General features: G+C 69.3%; 19 protein-coding genes. 12 read left to right on the top strand and 7 right to left on the bottom strand.

The features are described 5' to 3' along the window. Positions 1–84: 84 nt before the first annotated feature. The 6 genes from leuE to HHL10_RS06825 all read left to right on the top strand — a co-directional run bounded on the left by leuE (position 85) and on the right by HHL10_RS06825 (position 6,170). The gene (gene leuE, locus HHL10_RS06850; protein ID WP_169159595.1) at positions 85–741 is read left to right on the top strand and encodes a leucine efflux protein LeuE; all 657 of its coding nucleotides are present in this window, start codon (positions 85–87) and stop codon (positions 739–741) included. Between the two features lie 25 nt (positions 742–766). Then, a complete protein-coding gene (locus tag HHL10_RS06845; protein ID WP_169159594.1) occupies positions 767–1,198 on the top strand; it encodes a PaaI family thioesterase in 432 nt (143 codons plus the stop codon). 325 nt (positions 1,199–1,523) lie between these two features. Next, complete coding sequence (locus HHL10_RS06840) at positions 1,524–2,048, top strand: hypothetical protein (protein ID WP_169159593.1); 525 nt, start codon at positions 1,524–1,526, stop codon at positions 2,046–2,048. Between the two features lie 202 nt (positions 2,049–2,250). Continuing rightward, the gene (locus HHL10_RS06835) at positions 2,251–3,024 is read left to right on the top strand and encodes a HEAT repeat domain-containing protein (RefSeq protein WP_169159592.1); all 774 of its coding nucleotides are present in this window, start codon (positions 2,251–2,253) and stop codon (positions 3,022–3,024) included. A 413-nt stretch (positions 3,025–3,437) separates the two neighbouring features. After that, entirely contained in the window at positions 3,438–3,629 is a 192-nt protein-coding gene (locus HHL10_RS06830) for a hypothetical protein (RefSeq protein WP_169159591.1), read from the top strand. A 489-nt stretch (positions 3,630–4,118) separates the two neighbouring features. Continuing rightward, entirely contained in the window at positions 4,119–6,170 is a 2,052-nt protein-coding gene (locus HHL10_RS06825) for a hypothetical protein (protein WP_169159590.1), read from the top strand. A gap of 76 nt (positions 6,171–6,246) precedes the next feature. Here the strand turns inward: HHL10_RS06825 and acnA are convergent, their stop codons facing one another. Next, positions 6,247–8,970 (bottom strand): aconitate hydratase AcnA, encoded by a 2,724-nt coding sequence (gene acnA, locus HHL10_RS06820; protein WP_169159589.1) that lies wholly within the window; start codon positions 8,968–8,970, stop codon positions 6,247–6,249. 110 nt (positions 8,971–9,080) lie between these two features. Further along, on the bottom strand, positions 9,081–9,971 hold the full coding sequence (locus HHL10_RS06815) for a LysR family transcriptional regulator (protein ID WP_169159588.1): 891 nt from the start codon (positions 9,969–9,971) through the stop codon (positions 9,081–9,083). 110 nt (positions 9,972–10,081) lie between these two features. On the opposite strand from HHL10_RS06815, the gene HHL10_RS06810 reads away from it, so the two are divergent. Both HHL10_RS06810 and HHL10_RS06805 read left to right on the top strand, forming a co-directional pair. Beyond that, the gene (locus HHL10_RS06810) at positions 10,082–10,666 is read left to right on the top strand and encodes a pyridoxamine 5'-phosphate oxidase family protein (RefSeq protein ID WP_169159587.1); all 585 of its coding nucleotides are present in this window, start codon (positions 10,082–10,084) and stop codon (positions 10,664–10,666) included. Continuing rightward, positions 10,663–11,262, top strand: a complete 600-nt coding sequence (locus tag HHL10_RS06805; protein WP_169159586.1) for a glutathione S-transferase family protein — start codon at positions 10,663–10,665, stop codon at positions 11,260–11,262. The genes HHL10_RS06810 and HHL10_RS06805 overlap by 4 nt, the downstream gene beginning before the upstream one ends. A gap of 27 nt (positions 11,263–11,289) precedes the next feature. On the opposite strand, the gene mutL is transcribed toward HHL10_RS06805, so the two are convergent. After that, the gene (gene mutL, locus HHL10_RS06800; RefSeq protein WP_169159585.1) at positions 11,290–13,293 is read right to left on the bottom strand and encodes a DNA mismatch repair endonuclease MutL; all 2,004 of its coding nucleotides are present in this window, start codon (positions 13,291–13,293) and stop codon (positions 11,290–11,292) included. Between the two features lie 49 nt (positions 13,294–13,342). Between mutL and HHL10_RS06795 the strand changes: the two genes are divergently transcribed. Next, positions 13,343–13,987 (top strand): DedA family protein, encoded by a 645-nt coding sequence (locus HHL10_RS06795; RefSeq protein ID WP_169159584.1) that lies wholly within the window; start codon positions 13,343–13,345, stop codon positions 13,985–13,987. 63 nt (positions 13,988–14,050) lie between these two features. Here the strand turns inward: HHL10_RS06795 and HHL10_RS06790 are convergent, their stop codons facing one another. Together HHL10_RS06790 and tsaE are read right to left on the bottom strand one after the other, a co-directional pair. After that, positions 14,051–15,484, bottom strand: coding sequence for an N-acetylmuramoyl-L-alanine amidase (locus HHL10_RS06790; RefSeq protein WP_169159583.1), 1,434 nt, complete (start codon positions 15,482–15,484; stop codon positions 14,051–14,053). Then, the gene (tsaE, locus tag HHL10_RS06785) at positions 15,481–15,972 is read right to left on the bottom strand and encodes a tRNA (adenosine(37)-N6)-threonylcarbamoyltransferase complex ATPase subunit type 1 TsaE (protein ID WP_169159582.1); all 492 of its coding nucleotides are present in this window, start codon (positions 15,970–15,972) and stop codon (positions 15,481–15,483) included. Before tsaE ends, HHL10_RS06790 begins: the two co-directional genes overlap by 4 nt. On the opposite strand from tsaE, the gene queG reads away from it, so the two are divergent. Beyond that, positions 15,955–17,082 (top strand): tRNA epoxyqueuosine(34) reductase QueG, encoded by a 1,128-nt coding sequence (gene queG / locus HHL10_RS06780; RefSeq protein WP_169159581.1) that lies wholly within the window; start codon positions 15,955–15,957, stop codon positions 17,080–17,082. The genes tsaE and queG overlap by 18 nt on opposite strands. Here the strand turns inward: queG and HHL10_RS06775 are convergent. After that, positions 17,079–17,984, bottom strand: a complete 906-nt coding sequence (locus HHL10_RS06775; RefSeq protein WP_169159580.1) for an AEC family transporter — start codon at positions 17,982–17,984, stop codon at positions 17,079–17,081. The genes queG and HHL10_RS06775 overlap by 4 nt on opposite strands. 190 nt (positions 17,985–18,174) lie before the next feature. On the opposite strand from HHL10_RS06775, the gene HHL10_RS06770 reads away from it, so the two are divergent. Beyond that, positions 18,175–19,128, top strand: a complete 954-nt coding sequence (locus HHL10_RS06770; protein ID WP_375138943.1) for a tripartite tricarboxylate transporter substrate binding protein BugE — start codon at positions 18,175–18,177, stop codon at positions 19,126–19,128. 1 nt (position 19,129) lies between these two features. Beyond that, positions 19,130–20,074 (top strand): site-specific tyrosine recombinase XerD, encoded by a 945-nt coding sequence (gene xerD / locus HHL10_RS06765; RefSeq protein WP_375138940.1) that lies wholly within the window; start codon positions 19,130–19,132, stop codon positions 20,072–20,074. A gap of 111 nt (positions 20,075–20,185) precedes the next feature. Here xerD and HHL10_RS06760 read toward each other — a convergent pair whose 3' ends face one another. Next, a complete protein-coding gene (locus tag HHL10_RS06760; protein ID WP_169159578.1) occupies positions 20,186–21,220 on the bottom strand; it encodes a porin in 1,035 nt (344 codons plus the stop codon). Positions 21,221–21,265 lie beyond the last annotated feature (45 nt).

Genomic DNA, 21,265 nt, shown 5'->3' with positions numbered 1-21,265 from the left:
GCTGCCATGGCGAGGGCGCCAAAAAGTGCGCGGCCGCGTCTTCCGCGTGGTGGTAACGCCGATGGCCGGTGCCAAAATCTACAGATGATTTACGGCATCACCGATCTGACCACCTTCATCCTCGGCACGGTCTTCATCGTGCTGCTGCCCGGGCCCAATTCGGTCTACGTGATGACGGTGGCCTCGCGCAAGGGCGTGGCAGTGGGCTACCGCGGCGCGGCCGGCATATTCCTCGGCGACACCATCCTGATGATCCTGTCCGCCACCGGCGTTGCCTCGCTGCTGCACAGCACCCCGGCGCTGTTCTACGCGCTGAAATACGCCGGCGCCGCGTATCTCGCTTGGCTGGGATTCAAGCTGCTGAAGGCGGCGTGGCAGGGCTGGAAAGGCGATGAGGTGAGGGCGGGCGAATCTGTGCCGTCGGACGAGGAAAAAAACCTGCGGCCTTTCCGCACCGCGCTGGTGATCAGCCTGATGAATCCGAAGGCGATCCTGTTTTTCGTCTCCTTCTTCATCCAGTTCGTGGCCCCGGGCTACGCGCACCCGGCGCTGTCCTTCCTGATCCTGGGGCTGATCGTGCAGTTGTGCAGCGCGCTGTACCTGACCGTCCTGATATTCGCCGGCGCCCGGCTGGCCGAGAAATTCCGGCGGCACCAGAAGCTGGCGGCGGCGGGCACGGGCGGGGTGGGTGCGGCGTTCATCGGGTTTGGCGTGAAGTTGGCTGGGGCGACGCTGCGCTAATCATTTTCATTATCTGGAGACACTCATGAGCAAACTCCGCCCGCAAATCACCATCGACATCCTGAACCAGCGCGGCCAGGAATACCTGCCCGGCTACCTGGGCATCGAGATGCTGGAAATTTCAGAAGGCGCGTTGCGCAGCCGCATGCCGGTAAAGAAACTCCACATCGCGCCCAACGAATTCCTGCACGCCGCCAGCGTGGTGGCGCTGGCGGATACCACCTGCGGCTACGCCACCATCGCGCATTTGCCGGAAGGCGCCACTTCTTTCACGACCATCGAGCTCAAGAGCAACCACTTGGCGACGGTCAGGGAAGGGGTGATTTCCTGCGTCGCCACGGCCCAGCACCTGGGAAGGAATACGCAGGTTTGGGATGCGGTGGTTTCGGATGAGGCGACCGGGAAGAAGATTGCGTTGTTTCGGTGTACGCAGATGGTGTTGTGGGGTGTCAAATAATTTGCTGAAAATCTAGTGGAATTGGGTGTTGTGGACAAACGGTGTATCGAATATTGACGCTGGATGGTGGACGGGTCAAGGGTTTTTATGCGTTGGGTGTTCTTGGTCAACTAGAGGCAGTGCTGGGAAGAAAGTCGCAAGGCGTAAAGTAACCAAAGTTACGCCTGCCTTCATAAATTGGCGCCACGCAAGCCAGTTGTATGGCTAATTTGAAATAACTGGGTATTGCAGCACCGTGAATGCAGGGCGAGGTCGCAAGCCCGGGGCGTGCTTTGTGCTTTGAATCCTTCAGCCCTGCCAGGGGTTCGAGCCGGAGGAGAAGGCTATGGCAAAGAATCGATGTTCGTCTGTCGCCATCGCATGCTTGGCGGCTTTGCCGGGCGTCGCGCTTGCGGGCAATTTTGCGACAGGGACTTCCGGGAGCAGTGACCGACTTGTCACCGACAACAGCAATTGGACCACCCTGAGAACTGTTTCTATTGCAATCAGTTCGTCCGACACCGCGGTACACGGCTGTGTCGTGAATGCAAGCGCGGACGTTTCCTTCGAGGTGGCTGACGAAGGCGTCAGAAACCGGTATATTTTCACCGTCACTCGGAACGATATCAATCCTCTTACTGACAGCGGCTTCGAGCGTACGCTTTTCTTTGTGGACAACCCGAATGTTCGCGACACCGGAATCAAGCCCGTGGCCACGACGGGCCAATTTACCGGGCTGACCCGGTCAAATGGCTTGAACGGGACCGGTACCCATACCTTCCGTCTTCTGGGAAGAAGGCTGACTGCCGAACCTTCCACCATCGCCGTGACGGATTCGTCCCTGACTGTGGTGTGCCTCCATACGCCCTAGAGATTCACACGGCTGCCGGCGCCGGGGTCATTGTCTTGGTGGTTGAGGTTTTATGTCGCGAACGTCTTTTCTGACAGCCCTAAGTATCGGACTGGGCGTGTTGAATATCATCCAATTTGGATACTGGAGTGTGCAGAGTGGGCAGGACGCGGCTCAGACAACTCCAGTGCCAGGATTGGCGGCAACTCCGGCTCCGAGGCCGATGGCTCCCGAACCGCTGTCGCAGGGGCAGGGCCTCAGCCCGGCTGCTGAGCCAGGCAAAGCCGTTGGCATTTCCGACGGTCTCCTCAGCCTGTCGGTCAAAAATCAGGCGCTGGGCTCAGTGCTGAATGAGATCGGGCGCCAGAGCGGAATTGACTTTCATGTGCCAGGCGAGATTGCCGCGCATCCAGTTTCCGTCTCCATGCGCGGCATGCCGGTTGAGCAAGGCTTGGCCCGGGTGCTGGCCCATTACGACAGCATCTATTATTTTGCTGCGCGAAATTCTGCCGCGCGCAGTCTGGTTTCAGTATGGGTTTATCCGCAAGGCCAAGGTTTCGCTGCGGGAAGCGATAACGGGCACAGGGACGCGGGTCGGCGACTCGACGCGGAATTGGCCTATCGCTCGCCTATTCGGTTGGCCACGGATGCCGATCCCGCCATTCGGCTGCAGGCCATCTCGACGCTCGCTGAAGGCAGTGAGGCGGGCGTGGATCGGGCCACGGCCCGGGCCGCCTTGGAAACCGCCCTGTCCGACCCTGATGCGCAGGTGCGCGCGCAGGCATTGAGTGGATTGGTGAGCAACGACTCGAACGCGGCGTTCGCTTACCAAATTCAGGGCTTGCGTGATGCCGACCCCGCGGTGCGGCTGATGGCCGTGGAAACACTCGCGGCGGAAGGCGAGGGCAGGGCGCTGTTGCAGTCGGCGCTCAACGATCCCGATGAGGCGGTGCGTCAAGCCGCGCGGCTGCAATTGGAGCCACACAGCCCAAAGTGATGGCCGCCTTGCCACTGCGGCTGCTTCCTGAAAGCACGCGCAAATTGCTGATTTCTTGAGCTGACATTCCAAGGCTGGTATTCGTGGCGGGGCAATTTGGCATCTCGCTCGAAGCTGAACTATTTCCTCGTCATGCCCACGCTGGCGGGCATCCACAGGGATTTACACGCAGTTTGGGAGCGCTGGCGTCGTGCGATACAGACCCAGGTCGCACCCCGGCGATCGTGGATGCCCGCCTGCACGGGCACGACGAAGGAGGGTGCGGGCCAGTTGGAACGGGCTGATGCCGAAGTCCGGTCGTCCCCTCGCTCACCCTCCGAATCAGCCATACCTCCCAACTGCTCACCTGTCACGCATCAAGCCACGCCGTCCCTCGGTTGCTATAGAAAAGCCGGCAGCGGAAGGAGGCGCGCATGGCGCTGTTGGTGGTGGGCTTGTTGGCCGGCTTCTGGCTCAGTTTCGGGGCCGCCCTGTGGCTGCTGGGGCGCTTCTGGCCGGAGCTGTCCTACGACACCGCCCTCACCACCATGCTGGGCGCCGGGGTGGTGGGAGGCCTGATCGTTGCACTGGCTCTGCGCCACTGGCGGCGGCGCCGGACGCGGTAGCGCGGGGCGGCAGGGCGGGGCCCCTGCCGTGCGTCCGGGCCGGAGCCGCGCCTGCGGGTTTGGGCTGATGACGCTGGGCGGCAGGCCTTGCGCTCCGCGCCCGCGGGCCGGCCTGCAGCCGATGCTCGGCACGCCGGACCAGGGCGCCGACGGCGGCCCGGCTGTCGCGCAGCTGCTTTGCGCCGAGGCGGCCTGGGCGTTGTGACTTTCGGCCTATTCGCGCCGCCGGCCAGCCCGGTAGAAAACGCCCCCAAGCACTGGTCCCGTATTCCGGTTTCGCGCGGCTTGCAATACCGCCGTCCGGAGTGCCCTGTCGCGGCCGCTCGCGGCCCATAACCCGGAGGACATACCGTGCGAAAAGAAGAAATTCGCAGCACCCTGGGCAGTCGCCCGCTCAGGAGCCTGCTGACAGCGCTGTTGACCGCTGTCGTGCTCGCCGCCTGCGGCGGAGGTGGGGATGGCAGCCACTCGGTTTTCCGGCCGCGGGTCGTGCAGCCTCCGCCTTCCGGGCCGGCGGCGGATGCCCGGAGCGAGATCTCCGATGCCGGCGGTACGCTGGTGGTGACTTCGCCCAACAGCCCCATCCGCGGCGCCAAGGTGGAGATTCCGGCCGAGGCCATGCCCGGCGCCAAGGAAACCATTGCCATCAGCCACCAGGACGCCTTGCCCGGACCGCTCAACGCCGAGGCCCTGGCCTTCGGCGCCAAGGCCATCAGCAAGACGCTGGTGCTCACCCGCTCCGGCACGATCGACTTCGGCCAGGCCGTGCGCGTCACGGTGCCCTTCGACAGGAATGCCCTGGGCGCGAACGCGGTGCCCATCGTCGTGGTCTGGGACGAGAACATCCGCGGCTACAGCCCCGTCACCATCCGCTCGCTGGACCGCGCCAACGGCCAGCTCAGCTTCATGACGGCTCACTTTTCCAAGTACGTCGTCCTGGTGCTGGACCGGCTCTTCGGCACCACGCCGCCGACGCCGGCCTCGCTGGCGACGAATGTCGGCTTCTCGCCCGCGGTGGACGGCTTTTTCGCCCACAACTTCGGCAGCTACGACTCGCCCGGGGGTAACTGCTTCGGCATGGCGGGCTTCTCGGCCTGGTATCACGTGGCCCGTAAGCCCTCCAAAGGCGCCGGCCTGTTCAGCCTCTACAAGGAAGGCAACGGCACGCTGGAAGAGGATGACCAGACCGTGCGCGAGCTGATTTCACGGGCCTACCAGGCCGGTAACCAGAAGGCCCACATCCAGGCCCTGGACTGGGCCAACGACATGAGCTTCCTGACCCGCGCCCTCAATGACCGCTTCACGGGCTTCAGCCTGCTGTCGCAGCTCATCGTCACGAAGCAGGCGCAGATCCTGGCCATGGGCGTGGGCGGCTTCTTCAAGTGGACCAAGGGCCATGCGGTGACGGTGTACGCCTACGACGGCGCGAAGAAGGCCTTCCTGTTCTACGACAACAACTTCCCGGCCGAGGTCGTGGAGCTGCCGTGGGACCCGGTGGCCGGCTTCGGCACCTACACGGTCAAGGCCACCACCTGGGACCGCTTCGCCTTCGCCAGCTTCAACCAGGCCTACTCCCATGCCACGCTGGACAACCTGTTCCAGGGCGCGGAAAGCGGCTGGGCCTCCAGCAAGTTCCCGCGCATCGCGCTGACGGCCCCGACCGAATCGGCCACCGTGAAGAACACCTTCGAGGTGGGCTCGGACAGCAACGTCGCCATCACCGGCGCCGTGCCCCGGGCGGCCGGCGCGCAGAACCCCAATGCCCAGCGCTACGTGCATGTCTACCTCAACGGCACGAGGTTCGGCAGCGCGGTGCCGGTGTCCGGCAGCGACAACACCTTCCGCATCAGCGTGCCCAAGCTGCCCGCCGCCGCGGGTACCGACGTGATGCTGCTGGTGTCGGAAAGCAGCAAGTCCTGGGGCGGCGGTTTCCATGCCTTCAAGCAGTTCAAGGTCCGCGTCGCCGGCCAGTTCTTCTTCCGCAACCTCGGCTTCGAGACCGGCGACTTCACCGCCTGGGCGTCGGAGCGCCATGTCTGGGGTGGCGGCAGCCAGGTCGTGCCCTCGGACAAGAGCGCGGTGGTGGCCGGTGGCAGCTTCGACCCCATTGCGACCGACCTGGGCACCTCGATGTTCGGGCGCTATGCCGGCCGGCTGAACAACCAGGACAACAGCTACCACATCAGTACCCTGGCCCAGGCTGCCGTGGTGCCGCAGGCCACCAACCCGGTGCTGCGCTTTTACTGGGCGGCGGTGCTGGAGGACCCACAGCACGCGCCCAAGGACCAGCCCTACATCGAGGTGACGGTCACGAATCAGACCAAGGGCACCACCCTGTACCACCGCCGCTTCTACAGCAATGACCCCAGCTACACCGGCTGGAAGTCCTACCGCAACGGGCAGTGGAAGTCGATTCCGTGGCAGCTGGTGGAAATTCCCGCCGCCGCCCACGTCGGCGACACCTTCGCGCTGAAGGTCGAGGCCGCCGACTGCGCGCTGGGCGGGCATGGCGGCTACGCCTACATCGACGCCGAGGAGTGATGCGGCCTGTTCGCCGTCAGGCCCCTACGGAAAGCCGCCCCGAGGGCGGCTTTTTTCCGCGCCGACGGTCCGGAGCTCACGCCGCCTGCAGCAGCTGCCGCAGCACGAACGGCAGGATCCCGCCGTGCTTGTAGTAGTCCACCTCGATGGGCGTGTCGATGCGCAGCGTCAGCGTCACGCGCTGGGTGGAGTCGCCGCGGCGGATCAGCAGCGTGGCCTCGCTCTGCGGCCGCACCTCGCCCGGCGGCAGCTCGATGTCGATGACCTCGTCGCCACGCAGGCCCAGCGAGCGCCAGGAATCGTCACCTCGGAACTGCAACGGCAGCACGCCCATGCCGATCAGGTTGCTGCGGTGGATGCGCTCGAAGCTGCGCGCCACCACGGCCCGGATGCCCAGCAGCTGCGTGCCCTTGGCCGCCCAGTCGCGGCTGGAGCCGGTGCCGTACTCCTCGCCGGCAAAGATCACCGTCGGCACGCCCGCGGCCTGGTACTTCATGGCCGCGTCGTAGATGAACATCTTCTCGCCCTGTTCCGGCCCGTCGAGCTGGAACAGCGTCAGGCCGCCTTCCTCCACGGAGCCGTCCGGCTTGGGCGGCAGCATCAGGTTCTTGATGCGCACGTTGGCGAAGGTGCCGCGCATCATCACCTCGTGGTTGCCGCGCCGCGAGCCGTAGCTGTTGAAGTCGGGCTTGAGCACGTGGTGCTCGATCAGGTACTGGCCGGCGGGCGAGGCCTCCTTGATCGAGCCGGCGGGCGAGATGTGGTCCGTGGTGATCGAGTCGCCGAACAGGGCCATGATGCGCGCCCCCTTCACGCCGCTGACCAGCGCCTGCGGCTGGATCGTGAAGCCCTCGAAGAAGGGCGGCCGGGCGATGTAGGTGCTCTCCGGCCAGTCGTAGACCTGCCCGGCCACGCCCGAGATCGCCTGCCACAGCGGGCCCGGCGCGCTCTCCACCTTGGCGTAGTTGGCCTTGAAGGCCTCCGGGTCCATGGCGTGGCGCATCAGCGCGTGGATCTCGTCGCTGCTGGGCCAGATGTCGCCCAGGTACACCGGCTTGCCGCCGCTGCCGTGGCCCACCGGCTCGCTCATCAGGTCCCTGAGCACCGTGCCGGCGATGGCGAAGGCCACCACCAGCGGCGGCGAGGCCAGGAAGTTGGCCTTGATGTTGGGGTGGATGCGCGCCTCGAAGTTGCGGTTGCCCGACAGCACCGCCGCGCACACCAGGTCGTTGCGCCAGATCACCTCGTTGAGCTCGGGCGTGAGGTCGCCGGCGTTGCCGATGCAGGTGGTGCAGCCGTAGGCCGCCACCGCGAAGCCCAGCTTCTCCAGGTAGGGCAGCAGCCCGGCCTTCTGCAGGTACTCCGTGACCACGCGCGAGCCCGGCGCCAGCGAGGTCTTGATGTGCGGCTGCACCGTCAGCCCGGCCTCCACCGCCTTCTTGGCCAGCAGCCCGGCGGCCAGCAGCACGCCGGGGTTGGAGGTGTTGGTGCAGGAGGTGATGGCGGCGATCAGCACGTCGCCGTTGCGGATCTCCAGCCCGCTGCCGGTGGTGGTGAAGACCTGCCGCAGCTTCTCCGGCGGCTGGTTGAAACCGTTCTGCGGCACCGGCTTGCTGAACAGCTCGGTGAAGGTGCTGGCGAGCTGGCCCAGCTCGATGCGGTCCTGCGGACGCTTCGGGCCTGCCACGCTGGGCTGCACGGTGGAGAGATCCAGCGACACCACCTGCGAGTAGTCGATGTCCCCGGCATGCGACACGCCGAACAGGCCCTGCGCCTTCCAGTAGGCCTCGAACAGCTCGATGTCGGCCTCGGGGCGGCCGGTGCCGCGCAGGTACTCGACGGTGCGCTCGTCCACCGGGAAGAAGCCCATGGTCGCGCCGTACTCGGGCGCCATGTTGCCGATGGTGGCGCGGTCGGGCAGGGCGAGGGACCGGGTGCCCTCGCCGAAGAACTCCACGAACTTGCCCACCACGCGGTGCTTGCGCAGCAGCTCCGTGACGGTGAGCACCAGGTCGGTGGCGGTGACGCCCTCGTTGAGCTTGCCGGTGAGCTCGAAGCCGACCACGTCGGGCGTGAGCAGGTACACCGGCTGGCCCAGCATCGCCGCTTCCGCCTCGATGCCGCCCACGCCCCAGGCCACCACGCCCAGGCCGTTGATCATGGTGGTGTGGCTGTCGGTGCCGACCAGGGTGTCGGGATAGCTCACGCCGTCGGCGTTGCGGTGCAGGCCGCGCGCCAGGTACTCCAGGTTGACCTGGTGCACGATGCCGAAGCCCGGCGGCACCACGCGGAAGGTCTCGAAGGCCTGCATGCCCCACTTCATGAACTGGTAGCGCTCGCGGTTGCGCTCGAACTCCAGCTTCATGTTGAGGTCCAGCGCCTCGGGCTTGCCGTAGTGGTCGATCATCACCGAGTGGTCCACCACCAAGTCCACGGGCACCAGCGGCTCGATGAGCTTGGGGTTGCGGCCCTGGTCGGCGGCGACGTTGCGCATGGCGGCCAGGTCGGCCAGCAGCGGCACGCCGGTGAAGTCCTGCAGCACCACGCGGGCGACGACGAAGGGAATTTCCTCCTGCCGCTCGCCATTGGGCTGCCAGCCCGCGAGCTGCTCGACGTGGCTGGAGGTCACTTTCTTGCCGTCGCAGTTGCGCAGCACGCTCTCCAGCACGATGCGCAGCGACACCGGCAGCCGCTTCACCTGCGGCCATTGCTCGGCCAGCCGCGGCAGTGAGAACAGCTTGCCGCTGCGCCCCGAGGGCGTGGAGAACTCGGTGAGGGTGTTCGCGAAGGCATGCGCCATGGCCAGGACTCCCGGGGTTGTGAGCCGCAAATGCCGGCAAGTGCCGCGCCTGCGCGGCGGGTCGCGGGCGTTGACGGCGAGCAGGCGTTGGGCGGAGCGGCCACCCCGGCTCAAGCCAGCCGCTCGCGCAGCCGCGGCACGGCCCAGTCCATGAAGGCGCGGATGCGCGGCGACAGCAGCCGCGCCTGCGCATGCACGAGGCTGACCTGCACCGGCGGCGGCTCCCACTCGCGCAGCACGCGCACCAGCTGGCCCGCGTCCTCCAGCGCGCGCGACTGGTAGCCCAGGAAGCGGCCCAGCCCCAGGCCCTGCCGGCAGGCTTCCAGCACGGCATCGACCTGGTTGGACGCAAGAACCTCCGGCACAGCGACGCGCAGGCTCTCCGCCCCGCGCGCGAAGCCCCATTCCGCGCCGCTGAGCCCGGTGAAGCGCACGGCGCGGTGGCTGGCCAGCTCGCGCGGATGGCGCGGCTCGCCATGCCGCGCCAGGTACTCGGGGCTGGCGCACAGCACCCGCGCGGTGTGGCCCAGCGCCACCGCCACCAGCGAGGAGTCCGGCAGCGGGGCGATGCGGATGGCCAGGTCCACGCCTTCCTCCAGCAGGTCGATGACGCGGTCCAGCAGCAGCAGCTCGGCGCGCAGCGCCGGGTACGCGGCCACGAAGCCGGCCACCAGCGGCGCCACGTGCAGGCGGCCGAACATCACCGGCGCCGTGATCACCAGCCGCCCGCCGGGCTGCAGCCGGCGCTCGGTGAGGGCGCTTTCCATCTCCTCCACCTCGGCCAGCACGCGGCGGCAGCGCTCGAAGTACTCGCGCCCCTCGTCGGTGAGCGCCAGGCGGCGCGTGGTGCGGTTGAGCAGCCGCACGCCCAGCGCGCGCTCCAGCGCCGCCAGGCTGCGCACCACGGCGGTCAGCGACACGTCCAGCCGCTGCGCCGCCGCCGTCAGGCTGCCGGACTCGACGATGCGCACGAACGCGGTCATGGCCTTGAGCTTGTCCATGGCCGTGCATTGAACCGCAAGGCGCAGTAATGAAGTGCGCTCGCCTCTATTTATTGCACTCGGCGTTGGGTCGAGCATCGGGGCTCCCGCCACCCGCCGAGTCCGCCGCCATGTCCAGACACTTCGCCGACATCGCCTACACCCCCGGCGTGCGCGCCATGCAGCGCCGCTACGCCGGGCGCGAGGCGCCCCCGCACCCCGGCCCGGCCGAGGCGGTGCTGGGCTCGCGCGAACGGGACTTCATCGCCGCGCGCGACAGCTTCTTCCTCGCCACCGTGAGCGAGACGGGCTGGCCGCATGTGCAGCACCGCGGCGGGCCCGCCGGCTTCCTGCGGGTGCTGGATGACACCACGCTGGCCTTCGCCGACTACGGCGGCAACCGGCAGTTCGTCAGCGTCGGCAACCTGCAGGCGCAGCCGCGCGCGGCGCTGATCCTGGTGGACTACCCTGAGCGCCGGCGCCTGAAGCTGCTGGCCGAGATGGAAGTCTTCGACCTGGAAGCGGCTTCACTCGGGCTGCGCGAGGCCGTGCTGCGCCCCGGCGCGCCCGCCGCGGAGCGCGTCATGGTGCTGCGCCTGGCGGCCTTCGACTGGAACTGCTCCCAGCACATCACGCCGCGCTACTCGCAGGCCGAGCTGGCGGCGCTGGGCGTGCCACTGCCCGATTTCCCATCACGCCAAGGAGGCGCCCTGTGACCGCGAAGCTCTACGACTTTCCCCTGTCCGGCAACTGCTACAAGGTCCGGCTCTTTGCCGCGCTGGCCGGCATTGCGCTGGAGCTGATCCCGGTCGATCTGCGCGCCGGCGAGCACAAGCAAGCGCCGCTGATCGGGCTCAATCCCTGGGGCCAGGTCCCGGTCCTGGTCGATGGCGAGGTGGTGCTGCGCGACTCGCAGGCGATCCTGGTCTACCTGGCCTCGCGCCAAGCCGACGAAGGCTGGCTGCCGCGCGACCCGGCCGGCCTGGGGACGGTGATGCAGTGGCTGTCCACGGCCGCCAACGAGGTGCAGAACGGCCCCGGCGCGGCGCGCCTGGTGCGCAAGTTCGGTTACGACCTCGACCACGAGGACGCGCTGCGGCGCGCGGCGCGGCTCCTGGGGCTGATCGACGCCCACCTGGCGCGCCACGACTGGCTGGCGCTGGGGCGGCCCACCATCGCCGACTGCGCGGTGTTCCCCTACGTGGCCCTGGCGCCCGAGGGCGGGGTGGCGCTGGAGGACTTCCCTCACATCGGGCGGTGGATGGAGCGCATCAGGGCGCTGCCGGGCTTCGTGCCGATGCCGGGGCTGTGAGGCCCGTGTGAGGGAGGCCGCGCAGCCTCAGCGCCCTCTCAGGAACAGCGCGTCCAGCTCCTTCATGCTCACCTGCCGCCAGGTGGGCCGGCCGTGGTTGCACTGGTCGGCGCGCTCGGTGGCTTCCATCTCGCGCAGCAGGGCGTTCATCTCTTCGAGAGTGAGACGCCGGTTCGCGCGCACCGCGCCGTGGCAGGCCATGGTGGCCAGCATCTCCTCGCGGGCGCGCTGCACCACGCGGCTGGAGCCCACCTGCGCCAGCTCGGCCAGCACCGAGCGCACCAGCTCGGGCAGGTCCGCGTCGGGCAGGGCGGCCGGGCGGCTGCGCAGCGACAGCGAGGTGGCCGACAGCGGCGCCACGTCCAGCCCCAGCGCCAGCAGCGCCTCGCGCTCGCCTTCGGCGGTGGCGATCTCGGTGGGCGTGGCCGGCATGGCCTCGGGAATGAGCAGCGGCTGCGCGGGCAGCCGGCCCTCCAGCGCCTGCGAGCGCTTGAGACGCTCGTAGACGATGCGCTCGTGCGCGGCGTGCATGTCCACGATCACCAGGCCCTGGGCGTTCTCCGCCAGCACGTACACGCCGCCCACCTGCGCCAGCGCCCGGCCCAGCGGCCAGGCCGCGGGCTCCGCGCCGCGCTCCACCGGCGCGGCGCGCGGTGCCTCGCGCAGCGCGGTGGCGGCGGCACTGCCGCCCATGGACGCCGGCACGGCGCCGGCCGCTGCCGCCGCGGGAACGAAAGCCGGGGCGGACGCGCGCGGCGGCACGGCCGATTCGCCGCGCAGCGCGCCCCAGGCCGCCAGGCCGCCGCTGCCCGAGGGCGTGCGCCAGGGGCCGTCGTCCCAGCGCCGCGGCGTGGGCGCGTCGGCCAGGGCCAGGCCGGCCTGGTGCCGCAGCGGCGGGGCGGACTCGATGCGCGGCGCGGTGATGGACACGCCACCCGGCGCGGCCGCCATCGCCAGGCCGGCGTGGACCGGGCGCGGTACGTCCACCTCGTCGGACGCGCGCGTGAGCGCCAGCGCCTGCACCAGCGCCTGGCGCACCGCCTGGTGCACGGCGCGGCTGTCGCGGAAGCGCACCTCGATCTTGGTCGGGTGCACGTTCACGTCCACCAGCTCCGGCGCGATGTCCAGGAACAGCACGTAGGCCGGCTGGCGGCTGCCGTGGAGCTGGTCCTCGTAGGCCGAGCGCACGGCATGGGCGACCAGGCGGTCGCGCACGAAACGGCCGTTGACGTAGAGGTACTGCACGTCGGCGCGGCTGCGCGCGGCCTCGGGGTTGCCGGCGCGGCCGTCGATGCGCAGCGGCCCGGCGGCGGCCTGCACCCCGCGGCTGGCGGCGATGAAGTCGATGCCCAGCACCTCGCGCATGCGCTGCGTCAGCGGGTTGTCCTCGGGCAGCAGCCCGGCGCCGGCGGCGCGCCACTGCGCGGCGAGCTTGCCGTCATGCCAGACGGAAAAGCTCACGTCCGGCCGCGCCAGCGCGTGGCGGCGCACGGCGTCCAGCGCATGCGCGAACTCGGTGCCCTCGCTCTTGAGGAACTTGCGCCGCGCCGGCGTGTTGAAGAACAGCTCGCGCACCTCCACCGTGGTGCCCACCGCGCGCGCCGCGGCCGTGAGCTCGCCGGTGCGCGCGTCCAGCCGGTGGGCATGCGCGGCTTCCAGGGCGCGGCTGGCGATGCACAGCTCCGCCACCGAGGCGATGGCCGCCAGGGCCTCGCCGCGGAAGCCCATGCTGCGCACGTGCTCCAGCTCGGAGAGCGAGGCGATCTTGCTGGTGGCGTGGCGCTTGACGGCCAGCGCCAGCTGCGGCGACGGGATGCCGCCGCCGTCGTCCTCGACCACGATGGCGCGCAAGCCCCCGCCGGTGAGCCGCACCGTCACCTGCGTGGCGCCGGCATCGAGCGCGTTGTCCACCAGCTCGCGCACCACCGAGGCCGGGCGCTCCACCACCTCGCCGGCGGCGATCTGGCTCACCAGGGCATCGGGCAGTTCGCGGATGGGGCGGCGCGGGGCCAGGGCGGCAGGGGCATTCATTGCCGGGATTGTAGGAAGCGGGCCGCGGGCGCCCGGGATAATGGGCTCCATGGACATGTTCGCCCAGCTCCTCGATTTCATCCTGCACGTGGACGTGCACCTGATGGCCTTCGTGCAGGCCTATGGCGCGTGGGTCTACGCGCTGCTGTTCCTGATCATCTTCGTCGAGACCGGCGTGGTGGTGATGCCCTTCCTGCCCGGCGACTCGCTGCTGTTCGTGGTGGGCGCGCTGTGCGGCCTGGACCTGATGAGCCTGCCGCTGGCCATGGTGCTGCTGTTCGTGGCGGCGGTGCTGGGCGACCAGCTCAACTACAGCATCGGGCGCTGGTTCGGCCCGCAGGTGTTCCGCTGGGAGAACTCGCGCTTCTTCAACAAGGCCGCCTTCGACGCCGCGCACCGGTTCTACGAGAGGCATGGCGGCATCACCATCGTGCTGGCGCGCTTCATGCCGTTCATCCGCACCTTCGTGCCCTTCGTGGCCGGCGTGGCCGAGATGACCCGGGCCAAGTTCAGCTTCTACAACGTCTCCGGCGGCGCGCTGTGGGTGGCGTCGCTGACGCTGGCGGGCTACCTGTTCGGCAACATCCCGTGGGTCCAGGCCAACCTGAACCTGATCATCTACGCCCTGATCCTCGTGCCCGCCGCCATTGCGCTGCTGGGCGCGTGGAAGGCGCGCCGGGCCGGGACGGCCTGAGGCTCGGCCATCAATGACAAAGCGGCCCCGAGGGGCCGCTTTCGTTTTGAAGGCGCGAACGGCCTACAGCGTGCGGTTGCGCGCCAGCGGCGGGTTCTTGGCGAAGTAGCGCCGGATGCCGGTGCTCACCGCCTGCACCAGCTCGGCCTGGTAATCGGCGCTGGCGAGCTTGCGCTCCTCCTCCGGGTTGGAGATGAAGGCCGTCTCCACCAGGATGCTCGGGATGTCGGGCGCCTTGAGCACCGCGAAGCCCGCCTGCTCGACCTGGCGCTTGTGCAGCCGGCCCACCTTGCCGATCTGGCCCAGCACCTCGTCGCCGAGCTTGAGGCTGTCCTTGATCTGCGCCGTGGTGCTCATGTCCAGCAGCGCGCGCATCACGTGCGCGTCGCCGTTCTTGAGGTTGGTGCCGCCTATCAGGTCCGAGGCGTTTTCCTTCTGCGCCATCCAGCGCGCCGCGGCGCTGGACGCCCCCTTGTCGCTGAGCGCGAACACGCTGGCGCCGCGCGCCTCGGGCGTGAAGAAGGCGTCGGCGTGGATGGAGACGAACAGGTCGGCCTGCACGCGGCGCGCCTTGTTCACGCGCTCGTGCAGCGGCACGAAGAAGTCGTCGTCGCGCGTGAGCATGGCGCGCATGCCGGGAATGGCGTTGAGCCGGTCGCGCAGCTGCCGCGCCACGGACAGCACCACGTCCTTCTCCTTGAGGCCGCTGGGGCCGACGGCGCCCGGGTCCTCGCCGCCATGGCCCGGGTCCAGCGCGACCACGATCAGCCGGTCGATCTTCCTGAGCTGCTCGGCCGTGGGCGGCGGGGGCGGGGCGGGCGTCATCGGCGGTGCCGGGGGCGCGGCGGCCACCTGCGGCGGCCGGCCTGCCGGGTTCGCCGGCTTGGGCGCGGGCGGCTTGGCGGCGGCGACGGGCGGCGCTTCGGGAATGCCGGGCCGATCCATGCGGCCGATGAACTCGCCCAGCGCGTCCTGCACCGAGCGCGCGGCCTGCTGCTCGGCCTGCGTCTTCTCGCGCAGCAGCGCCAGCAGCGGGTCGGGCGCCTGGGTCGGGTACAGGTCGAACACCAGCCGGTGCTGGTAGGCCGCCACGGGCGTGAGGCGGAACACCTGCGGCGCCGTGGGCTGCTTGAGGTCCACCACCAGCCGCACCGTGCGCGGCTGGTTCTGGCCCACGCGCACGCCGGCAATGAAAGGATCGTCCGCGCGCACCTTGCCCACCAGCTCGCGCAGCTCGGGACTGAGCTCCAGGTTGTCGATGTCGATCACCAGCCGGTCGGGTGACTCCATCAGCTGATGCCGCGCCACCAGCGCCTGGTCGGCCTCGATGGTCACGCGCGTGTATGCCTCCGCGGGCCACACGCGCACGGCCACGATGCCCGCGCCCCAGGCCAGCTCGCCCGCGCCCAGCAGCAGCGCCAGCGCGCCGCCGCGCTTCAACAGCCCGCGGCGGTCGAAGGAGGGATGCGGAATACAGCGCGGCTTGAAGTCGCTCATGCCAGCACCTCCAGCAGTTCCAATCCGCGCGCACTTTGCGCCCGGGCTTGCAGTTCGCGCGAGTCGTCGTCGCATATGCGCAACGTCAGCACCAGGTCGGCCGGCGGCAGCACGCCCGCGGCCTTGTCGGGCCACTCGGCGAGCTTGAGCCCCGGCGCGGCGAAGACGTCCCGGAAGCCCGCGTCCTCCCACTCGCGCGGGTCCTCGAAGCGGTAGAAGTCGAAGTGCGAGATGGCCAGCCCCTGCGCCTCGTGCGGCTCCAGCACGGCGTAGCTGGGGCTCTTGATGCGCCCGCTCACGCCCAGCGCGCGCAGCAGGTGCCGCACGAAGGTGGTCTTGCCCGCACCCAGCGGCCCGTGCAGCTCGATGAAGGCGTCACGCAGCGCGGGCGCGGCCGCCAGGCGCTGCGCGCAGGCGGCGGCATCGGCCTCCGTCGGCCAGTGGAAAAGGCGGCTTTCTAGAATTGGGGGATGGGATTGCAGGGTCATGAAGCGCTCGCATTGCTGGAGCCACTGCGCGGCTGGGCGCGCGAGCTGGGATTTTCCCAGATCGGCATCAGCGGCGTGGACTTGAACGATGCCGAGCCGGGCCTGCGCGCCTGGCTGGAGGCGGGCTTCCACGGCGGCATGCACTACATGGCTGCGCATGGCATGAAGCGCGCACGGCCCGCGGAGCTGGTGCCGGGCACGGTGAGCGTGATCACGGCGCGCATGGACTACCTGCCGCGCGCCACGCCCGATGGTTGGCAGCGCATCGAGTTCGAACGGCTCGACCAGCCGCTGGCCGCGGGCGTGTCGATGTATGCGCGCGGTCGCGACTATCACAAGGTGTTGCGCGCGCGGCTGCAGAAGCTGGCCGACCGGCTCGCCGCGGCCGTCGGCCCGTTCGGCCACCGCGTCTTCACCGACTCGGCGCCGGTGCTGGAGGTGGAGCTGGCCACCCGCGCCGGGCTGGGCTGGCGCGGGCGCCACACGCTGACGCTGGCGCGCGACGCGGGCTCGACCTTCTTCCTGGGCGAGATCTACGTGGACCTGGCGCTGCCCGAGAGTGAGCCGGCCTCGGGGCACTGCGGCGCCTGCAGCGCCTGCGTGGACGCCTGCCCGACGCAGGCCATCGTCGCGCCGTACCGGCTGGATGCGCGGCGCTGCATCTCCTACCTGACCATCGAGCACGACGGGCCCATCCCCGTCGAGCTGAGGCCGCTGCTGGACAACCGCATCTACGGCTGCGACGACTGCCAGCTGGTGTGCCCCTGGAACAAGTTCGCCCGGCGCTCGCCGCTGCCGGACTTCGACGTGCGCGCGCATTTTGAGGCGCCCACGCTGCTGCAGCTGTGGGGCTGGAGCGAGGCCGAGTTCCTGTCGCGCACCGAGGGCAGCCCGATCCGGCGCATCGGCTTCGACCGTTGGCAGCGCAACCTGGCGGTGGCGCTGGGTAATGCACTGCGCTCGGGGTTGGGCGCGGCGGACGAGGCCGCCGTGGTGCAGGCGCTCAGGGCGCGGCGCGAGGCGGCCGGCGAGCTGGTGCGCGAGCACATCGACTGGGCGCTGGCACAGGCCGGCGCGGCGGCAGCCGAAGGCCTGGAAGCCGTCGCTTAACCCTGCAGCCTGGCCAGCGACCACAGCGCCACCGGCACGCTGACCATGCCCAGCAGCGTGGACAGCGTCACCAGCCCGGCGACGAAGCCCGGGTGCCCGCCCAGCCGGGCCGCCAGCACGTAGCAGGTGGAGGCCGTGGGCAATGCGGCGAAGGCCACCACCACCAGCTGCTGCACCGGCGGCAGGCCCAGCAGCTGCACCAGCCCCAGCGCCACCAGCGGCAGCACCGCGTGGCGGATGGAGAGGAAGGCCGTGGCCAGCCGCGGCGCCTCGCGCAGCGCGCCCAGCTGCAGCCCGGCGCCCACCGCCATCAGGCCCAGCGGCAGCGCCGCGGTGCCGACGCGGTGCAGGCTGGTGGCCACCGCGTCTGGGAACTTCAGGCCGATCAGGTTGCCGGCGAGCCCGGCCACGGTGCTGAGGATGAGCGGGTTGCGCATCAGCTCGCGTCCGAAGTGCTGGCCGCCATGGCGCGCCAGCGGCCACACCGCGGCGACGTTGCACAGCGGGACGCAGAACGCGATCACCAGCGCGATGGCCGCCACCGCCGGCGCACCACCCAGGCGCTCGGCCAGCGCCAGGCCAATGTAGGAGTTGAAGCGGAAGGCCGTTTGTGCGCCCGAGGCGTGGGCAATGCGGTCCACGCCGCGCAGCAGGCCCAGCGCGTAGGCCAGCACGATGCCGCAGCCCACCACCGCCATGCCGCTGAACACCAGCGACAGCATCGCGCCGGGCTGCAGCGGGTTGCGCACGATGGCGTTGAACAGCAGCACCGGGAACAGCAGGTAGTACACCAGCCGTTCGGTCGCTTCCCACACCGGGCGGTTCAGCGCGGTGTAGCGGCAGATCACGAAGCCCGTGGCGATCAGCAGGAAGTCGGGCAGCAACAACAAGGCTTCGTTCATCCCGGCAGTGTGCCAGCGCGGTTTTCACGGGGCCGGCAGCGGGGCGGCGTGGGCCGGCACGGCAGCCCGCGATACGGGACGGGCCGCGCGGCGTCGGGCGCGTGGCTGTAACCATCGGCCACAATCACCCGGAGGCCGGACGGTCCGGCCCTTGGATGGAGACGAGCGGATGAAAAGACAACGTCTGCGGATGCTGGGCGCGCTGCTGGGCCTGGCCGCGGCCAGCCCGCTGCTGATGGCGCAGGGCTATCCCGCCAAGCCGGTGCGGCTGGTGGTGCCCTTCGCGCCCGGCGGCACCACCGACATCATTGCGCGCACCGTGTCCGAGCGGCTGGGCGCGGCGCTGGGCCAGACCGTCGTGGTCGAGAACAAGGGCGGCGGCGGCGGCATCGTCGGGGCGATGGAGCTGGTGAAGTCCGCGCCGGACGGCTACACGCTGGGCGTGGCCACCGTCTCCACCACGGCGGCCAATCCGGCCATCAACCCGCGCGCGGGCTACAACCCGCTCACCGACTTCACGCCGATCATCAACCTGGCGGCCACGCCCAACCTGATCGCAGTGCACCCGAGCTTCCCGGCGCACAACTACGTCGCCTTCATGGACCTGCTCAAGAAGAACCCGGGCAAGTTCAGCTACTCCAGCTCGGGCACCGGCGGCATCGGCCACCTGCAGACCGAGCTGTTCAAGAGCCTCACCGGCGTGTTCATCACGCACATCCCGTACCGCGGCGCGGGCCCGGCGCTCAACGACACGGTGGCGGGGCAGGTGCCCATCATCTTCGACAACATGCCCTCGGCCCTGCCGTTCGTGAAGGAGGGCAAGCTCATTCCCATCGTGGTGGCCGCGCCACAGCGCCTGGCCGTGCTGCCCAACGTGCCGACCTTCAAGGAGGTCGGGCTGGAGCCGGTCAACCGCATGGCCTACTACGGCATCGTCGGCCCCAAGGGGCTGCCCAAGGACATCGTCGAGAAGGTGTCGGCCGCGGCCAAGCAGGCGCTGGCCGATCCGGCGGTGAGGAAGCGCATCGAGGACACCGGCTCGCTGGTCGTGAGCAACACGCCCGAGCAGTTCGCGGAGCAGATCCGCGCCGAGTACGAGGTCTACAAGGGCGTGGTCGCACGCCAGAACCTGCGCCTGGAGTGACGTGACAGCAGCAGTACCCGACATCGCGGCCGCCGCGGCGGCCTCCGCGCCGCGCGAGGCCAGCCGCGTGGCCATCGAGCGCTTCGTGCAGGCGCTGTGGGTCGAGGACGGCCTCTCGGCCAACACGCTGGAGGCCTACCGGCGCGATCTCTCGCTGTACGCCGACTGGCTGGCCGGGGAGGCCGGGCGAGCGCTCGACGCCAGCACCGAGGCCGACCTGCGCGGCTACATCGCCGCGCGCCACGAGGGTACGCGCGCCGCCACCGCCAACCGGCGGCTGACGGTGTTCAAGCGCTACTTCCGCTGGGCGTTGCGCGAGCACCGGCTGCAGCAGGACCCGACGCTCAAGCTGCTGGCCGCGCGCCAGCCGCTGCGCGTGCCCAAGTCGCTGTCGGAGGCGCAGGTGGAGGCGCTGCTGGCTGCGCCGCCGGTGGCCGAGCCCCTGGGCCTGCGCGACCGGGCGATGCTGGAGCTGATGTACGCCAGCGGGCTGCGCGTGAGCGAGCTGGTGCAGCTGGGGATGCTGTCGGTGGGCCTGGCCGAGGGCGTGCTGCGCGTGGCCGGCAAGGGCGCCAAGGAGCGGCTGGTGCCCTTCGGCGAGGAGGCGCACGGCTGGCTGCGGCGCTACCTGGCCGAGGCGCGCCCGGCCATCCTGGGTGCGCGCCAGAGCGACGCGCTGTTCGTGACGGTGCGCGGCGAGGCCATGACGCGGCAGATGTTCTGGCAGCTGGTGAAGAAGCACGCGCGCGCCGCGGGCATCGACGTGCCGCTGTCGCCGCACACGCTGCGCCATGCCTTCGCCACGCACCTGCTCAACCACGGCGCGGACCTGCGCGCGGTGCAACTGCTGCTGGGGCACGCCGACATCTCCACCACCACGATCTACACCCACGTCGCGCGCGAGCGGCTGCGCGCGCTGCACGCGGCGCACCACCCGCGCGCCTGAGCCGCGCCGCACCAAAACGCACGGGCCAGTTGCCGGCTCAACCGCCCATGAAAAAAGGCCGGTCTCGCGACCGGCCTTCTTCATGCTTGCCGAGGCAGCGGGAAGCTGCGATCAGAAGTTGTGGCGCACGCCCACGGCGAAGGACGAGAAGTCGTTGCCCAGCGCAGACACGCCGCCGTAGTCGACGTTGTCCTTGTTGTTGATGCGCGTGTAGAAGGCGTAGACCTTGGTGCGCTTGCTCAGGTTGTAGTTGTAGGCCAGCGTGTACTGCAGGGCGCTGGTGTCGTCTTGCTTGACGCCGTTGACCTTGAGCTTGTTGGCATAGCCCACGTTGGCATGCAGCTCGCTGCCGCCGAAGGTGTACATGGCCGCCACGCGATAGGAGTCGCGCTTGACATCGCCCGAGCCCGCGCCAGCCACTTCCACGTCGAACTTGTCGCGGATGTAGTAGGCGCCGACGGTGACGGGGCCCAGCTCGTACAGGGCGCGCAGGCCCAGTTGCTTGGCTTCAACCGACAGGCCAGGGGTCCCGCCGATCGCGTCCGTCACGAAGTCCGGGGCGGTGCCGTCAAGATAGGACGCACCCAGGTGCAGCGGGCCGCGATCATAGTTCGCGACGACTTGAGCCGTGTTCTTGGCGCCGGCTTCCTTCAGGCCGAACTGGGCCTCGACCACCAGGCCGCCGAAGCTGGGCGTGTTGTAGGAGATGGTGTTCTGCTTGAAGCCCGAACCCAGATACAGGGCGTCCGAAGACGTGCCGGTGTCATGGTTGTGCAGGCTGATGTAGTCGGCCGTCGCGTAGTACGCGGCGGTGGCGCCCATGTTGCCCAGGCGCACGCGGCCGAAGTTGCCTTCCACACCGACCCACGACTCGCGGCCGAAGATCGCGCCAGTCTGCGTCTGGCGGCCATCGTCGGAGTTAAAGCCGCTCTCCAGCAGGAACAGGGCCTTCAGGCCGCTGCCCAGGTCTTCGGTGCCGCGCAGGCCCCAGCGCGAGGAGTTGTTGACCATCTGCGTCGAGGTCGCGTCGCCGTCCTTCAAGCGCTCGACGGACGTGTTGACGCGGCCATAGACCTGGACCGAGCTCTGGGCGAAAGCGGTGCCGGCGGCCAGCACGGCGGCCACGGCGATGAGGGAACGCTTCATCGAAGAATCCTTTGAATGTGATTCGGGTCTGTTTCGACCCGATGT

This window comes from Azohydromonas caseinilytica (assembly GCF_012927045.1).
Lineage (GTDB): Bacteria > Pseudomonadota > Gammaproteobacteria > Burkholderiales > Burkholderiaceae_C > Azohydromonas > Azohydromonas caseinilytica.
Note: the sequence above shows the minus strand (reverse complement) of the source record. Positions and strands in the feature narration are given on the sequence as shown.

Coding starts and splice junctions, on each gene's coding strand:
- leuE (WP_169159595.1), top strand. CDS start 85: ATGATTTACGGCATCACCGATCTGACCACCTTCATCCTCGGCACGGTC.
- HHL10_RS06845 (WP_169159594.1), top strand. CDS start 767: ATGAGCAAACTCCGCCCGCAAATCACCATCGACATCCTGAACCAGCGC.
- HHL10_RS06840 (WP_169159593.1), top strand. CDS start 1,524: ATGGCAAAGAATCGATGTTCGTCTGTCGCCATCGCATGCTTGGCGGCT.
- HHL10_RS06835 (WP_169159592.1), top strand. CDS start 2,251: ATGGCTCCCGAACCGCTGTCGCAGGGGCAGGGCCTCAGCCCGGCTGCT.
- HHL10_RS06830 (WP_169159591.1), top strand. CDS start 3,438: ATGGCGCTGTTGGTGGTGGGCTTGTTGGCCGGCTTCTGGCTCAGTTTC.
- acnA (WP_169159589.1), bottom strand. CDS start 8,970: ATGGCGCATGCCTTCGCGAACACCCTCACCGAGTTCTCCACGCCCTCG.
- HHL10_RS06815 (WP_169159588.1), bottom strand. CDS start 9,971: ATGGACAAGCTCAAGGCCATGACCGCGTTCGTGCGCATCGTCGAGTCC.
- HHL10_RS06810 (WP_169159587.1), top strand. CDS start 10,082: ATGTCCAGACACTTCGCCGACATCGCCTACACCCCCGGCGTGCGCGCC.
- mutL (WP_169159585.1), bottom strand. CDS start 13,293: ATGAATGCCCCTGCCGCCCTGGCCCCGCGCCGCCCCATCCGCGAACTG.
- HHL10_RS06795 (WP_169159584.1), top strand. CDS start 13,343: ATGGACATGTTCGCCCAGCTCCTCGATTTCATCCTGCACGTGGACGTG.
- HHL10_RS06790 (WP_169159583.1), bottom strand. CDS start 15,484: ATGAGCGACTTCAAGCCGCGCTGTATTCCGCATCCCTCCTTCGACCGC.
- queG (WP_169159581.1), top strand. CDS start 15,955: ATGGGATTGCAGGGTCATGAAGCGCTCGCATTGCTGGAGCCACTGCGC.
- tsaE (WP_169159582.1), bottom strand. CDS start 15,972: ATGACCCTGCAATCCCATCCCCCAATTCTAGAAAGCCGCCTTTTCCAC.
- HHL10_RS06775 (WP_169159580.1), bottom strand. CDS start 17,984: ATGAACGAAGCCTTGTTGTTGCTGCCCGACTTCCTGCTGATCGCCACG.
- HHL10_RS06770 (WP_375138943.1), top strand. CDS start 18,175: ATGCTGGGCGCGCTGCTGGGCCTGGCCGCGGCCAGCCCGCTGCTGATG.
- HHL10_RS06760 (WP_169159578.1), bottom strand. CDS start 21,220: ATGAAGCGTTCCCTCATCGCCGTGGCCGCCGTGCTGGCCGCCGGCACC.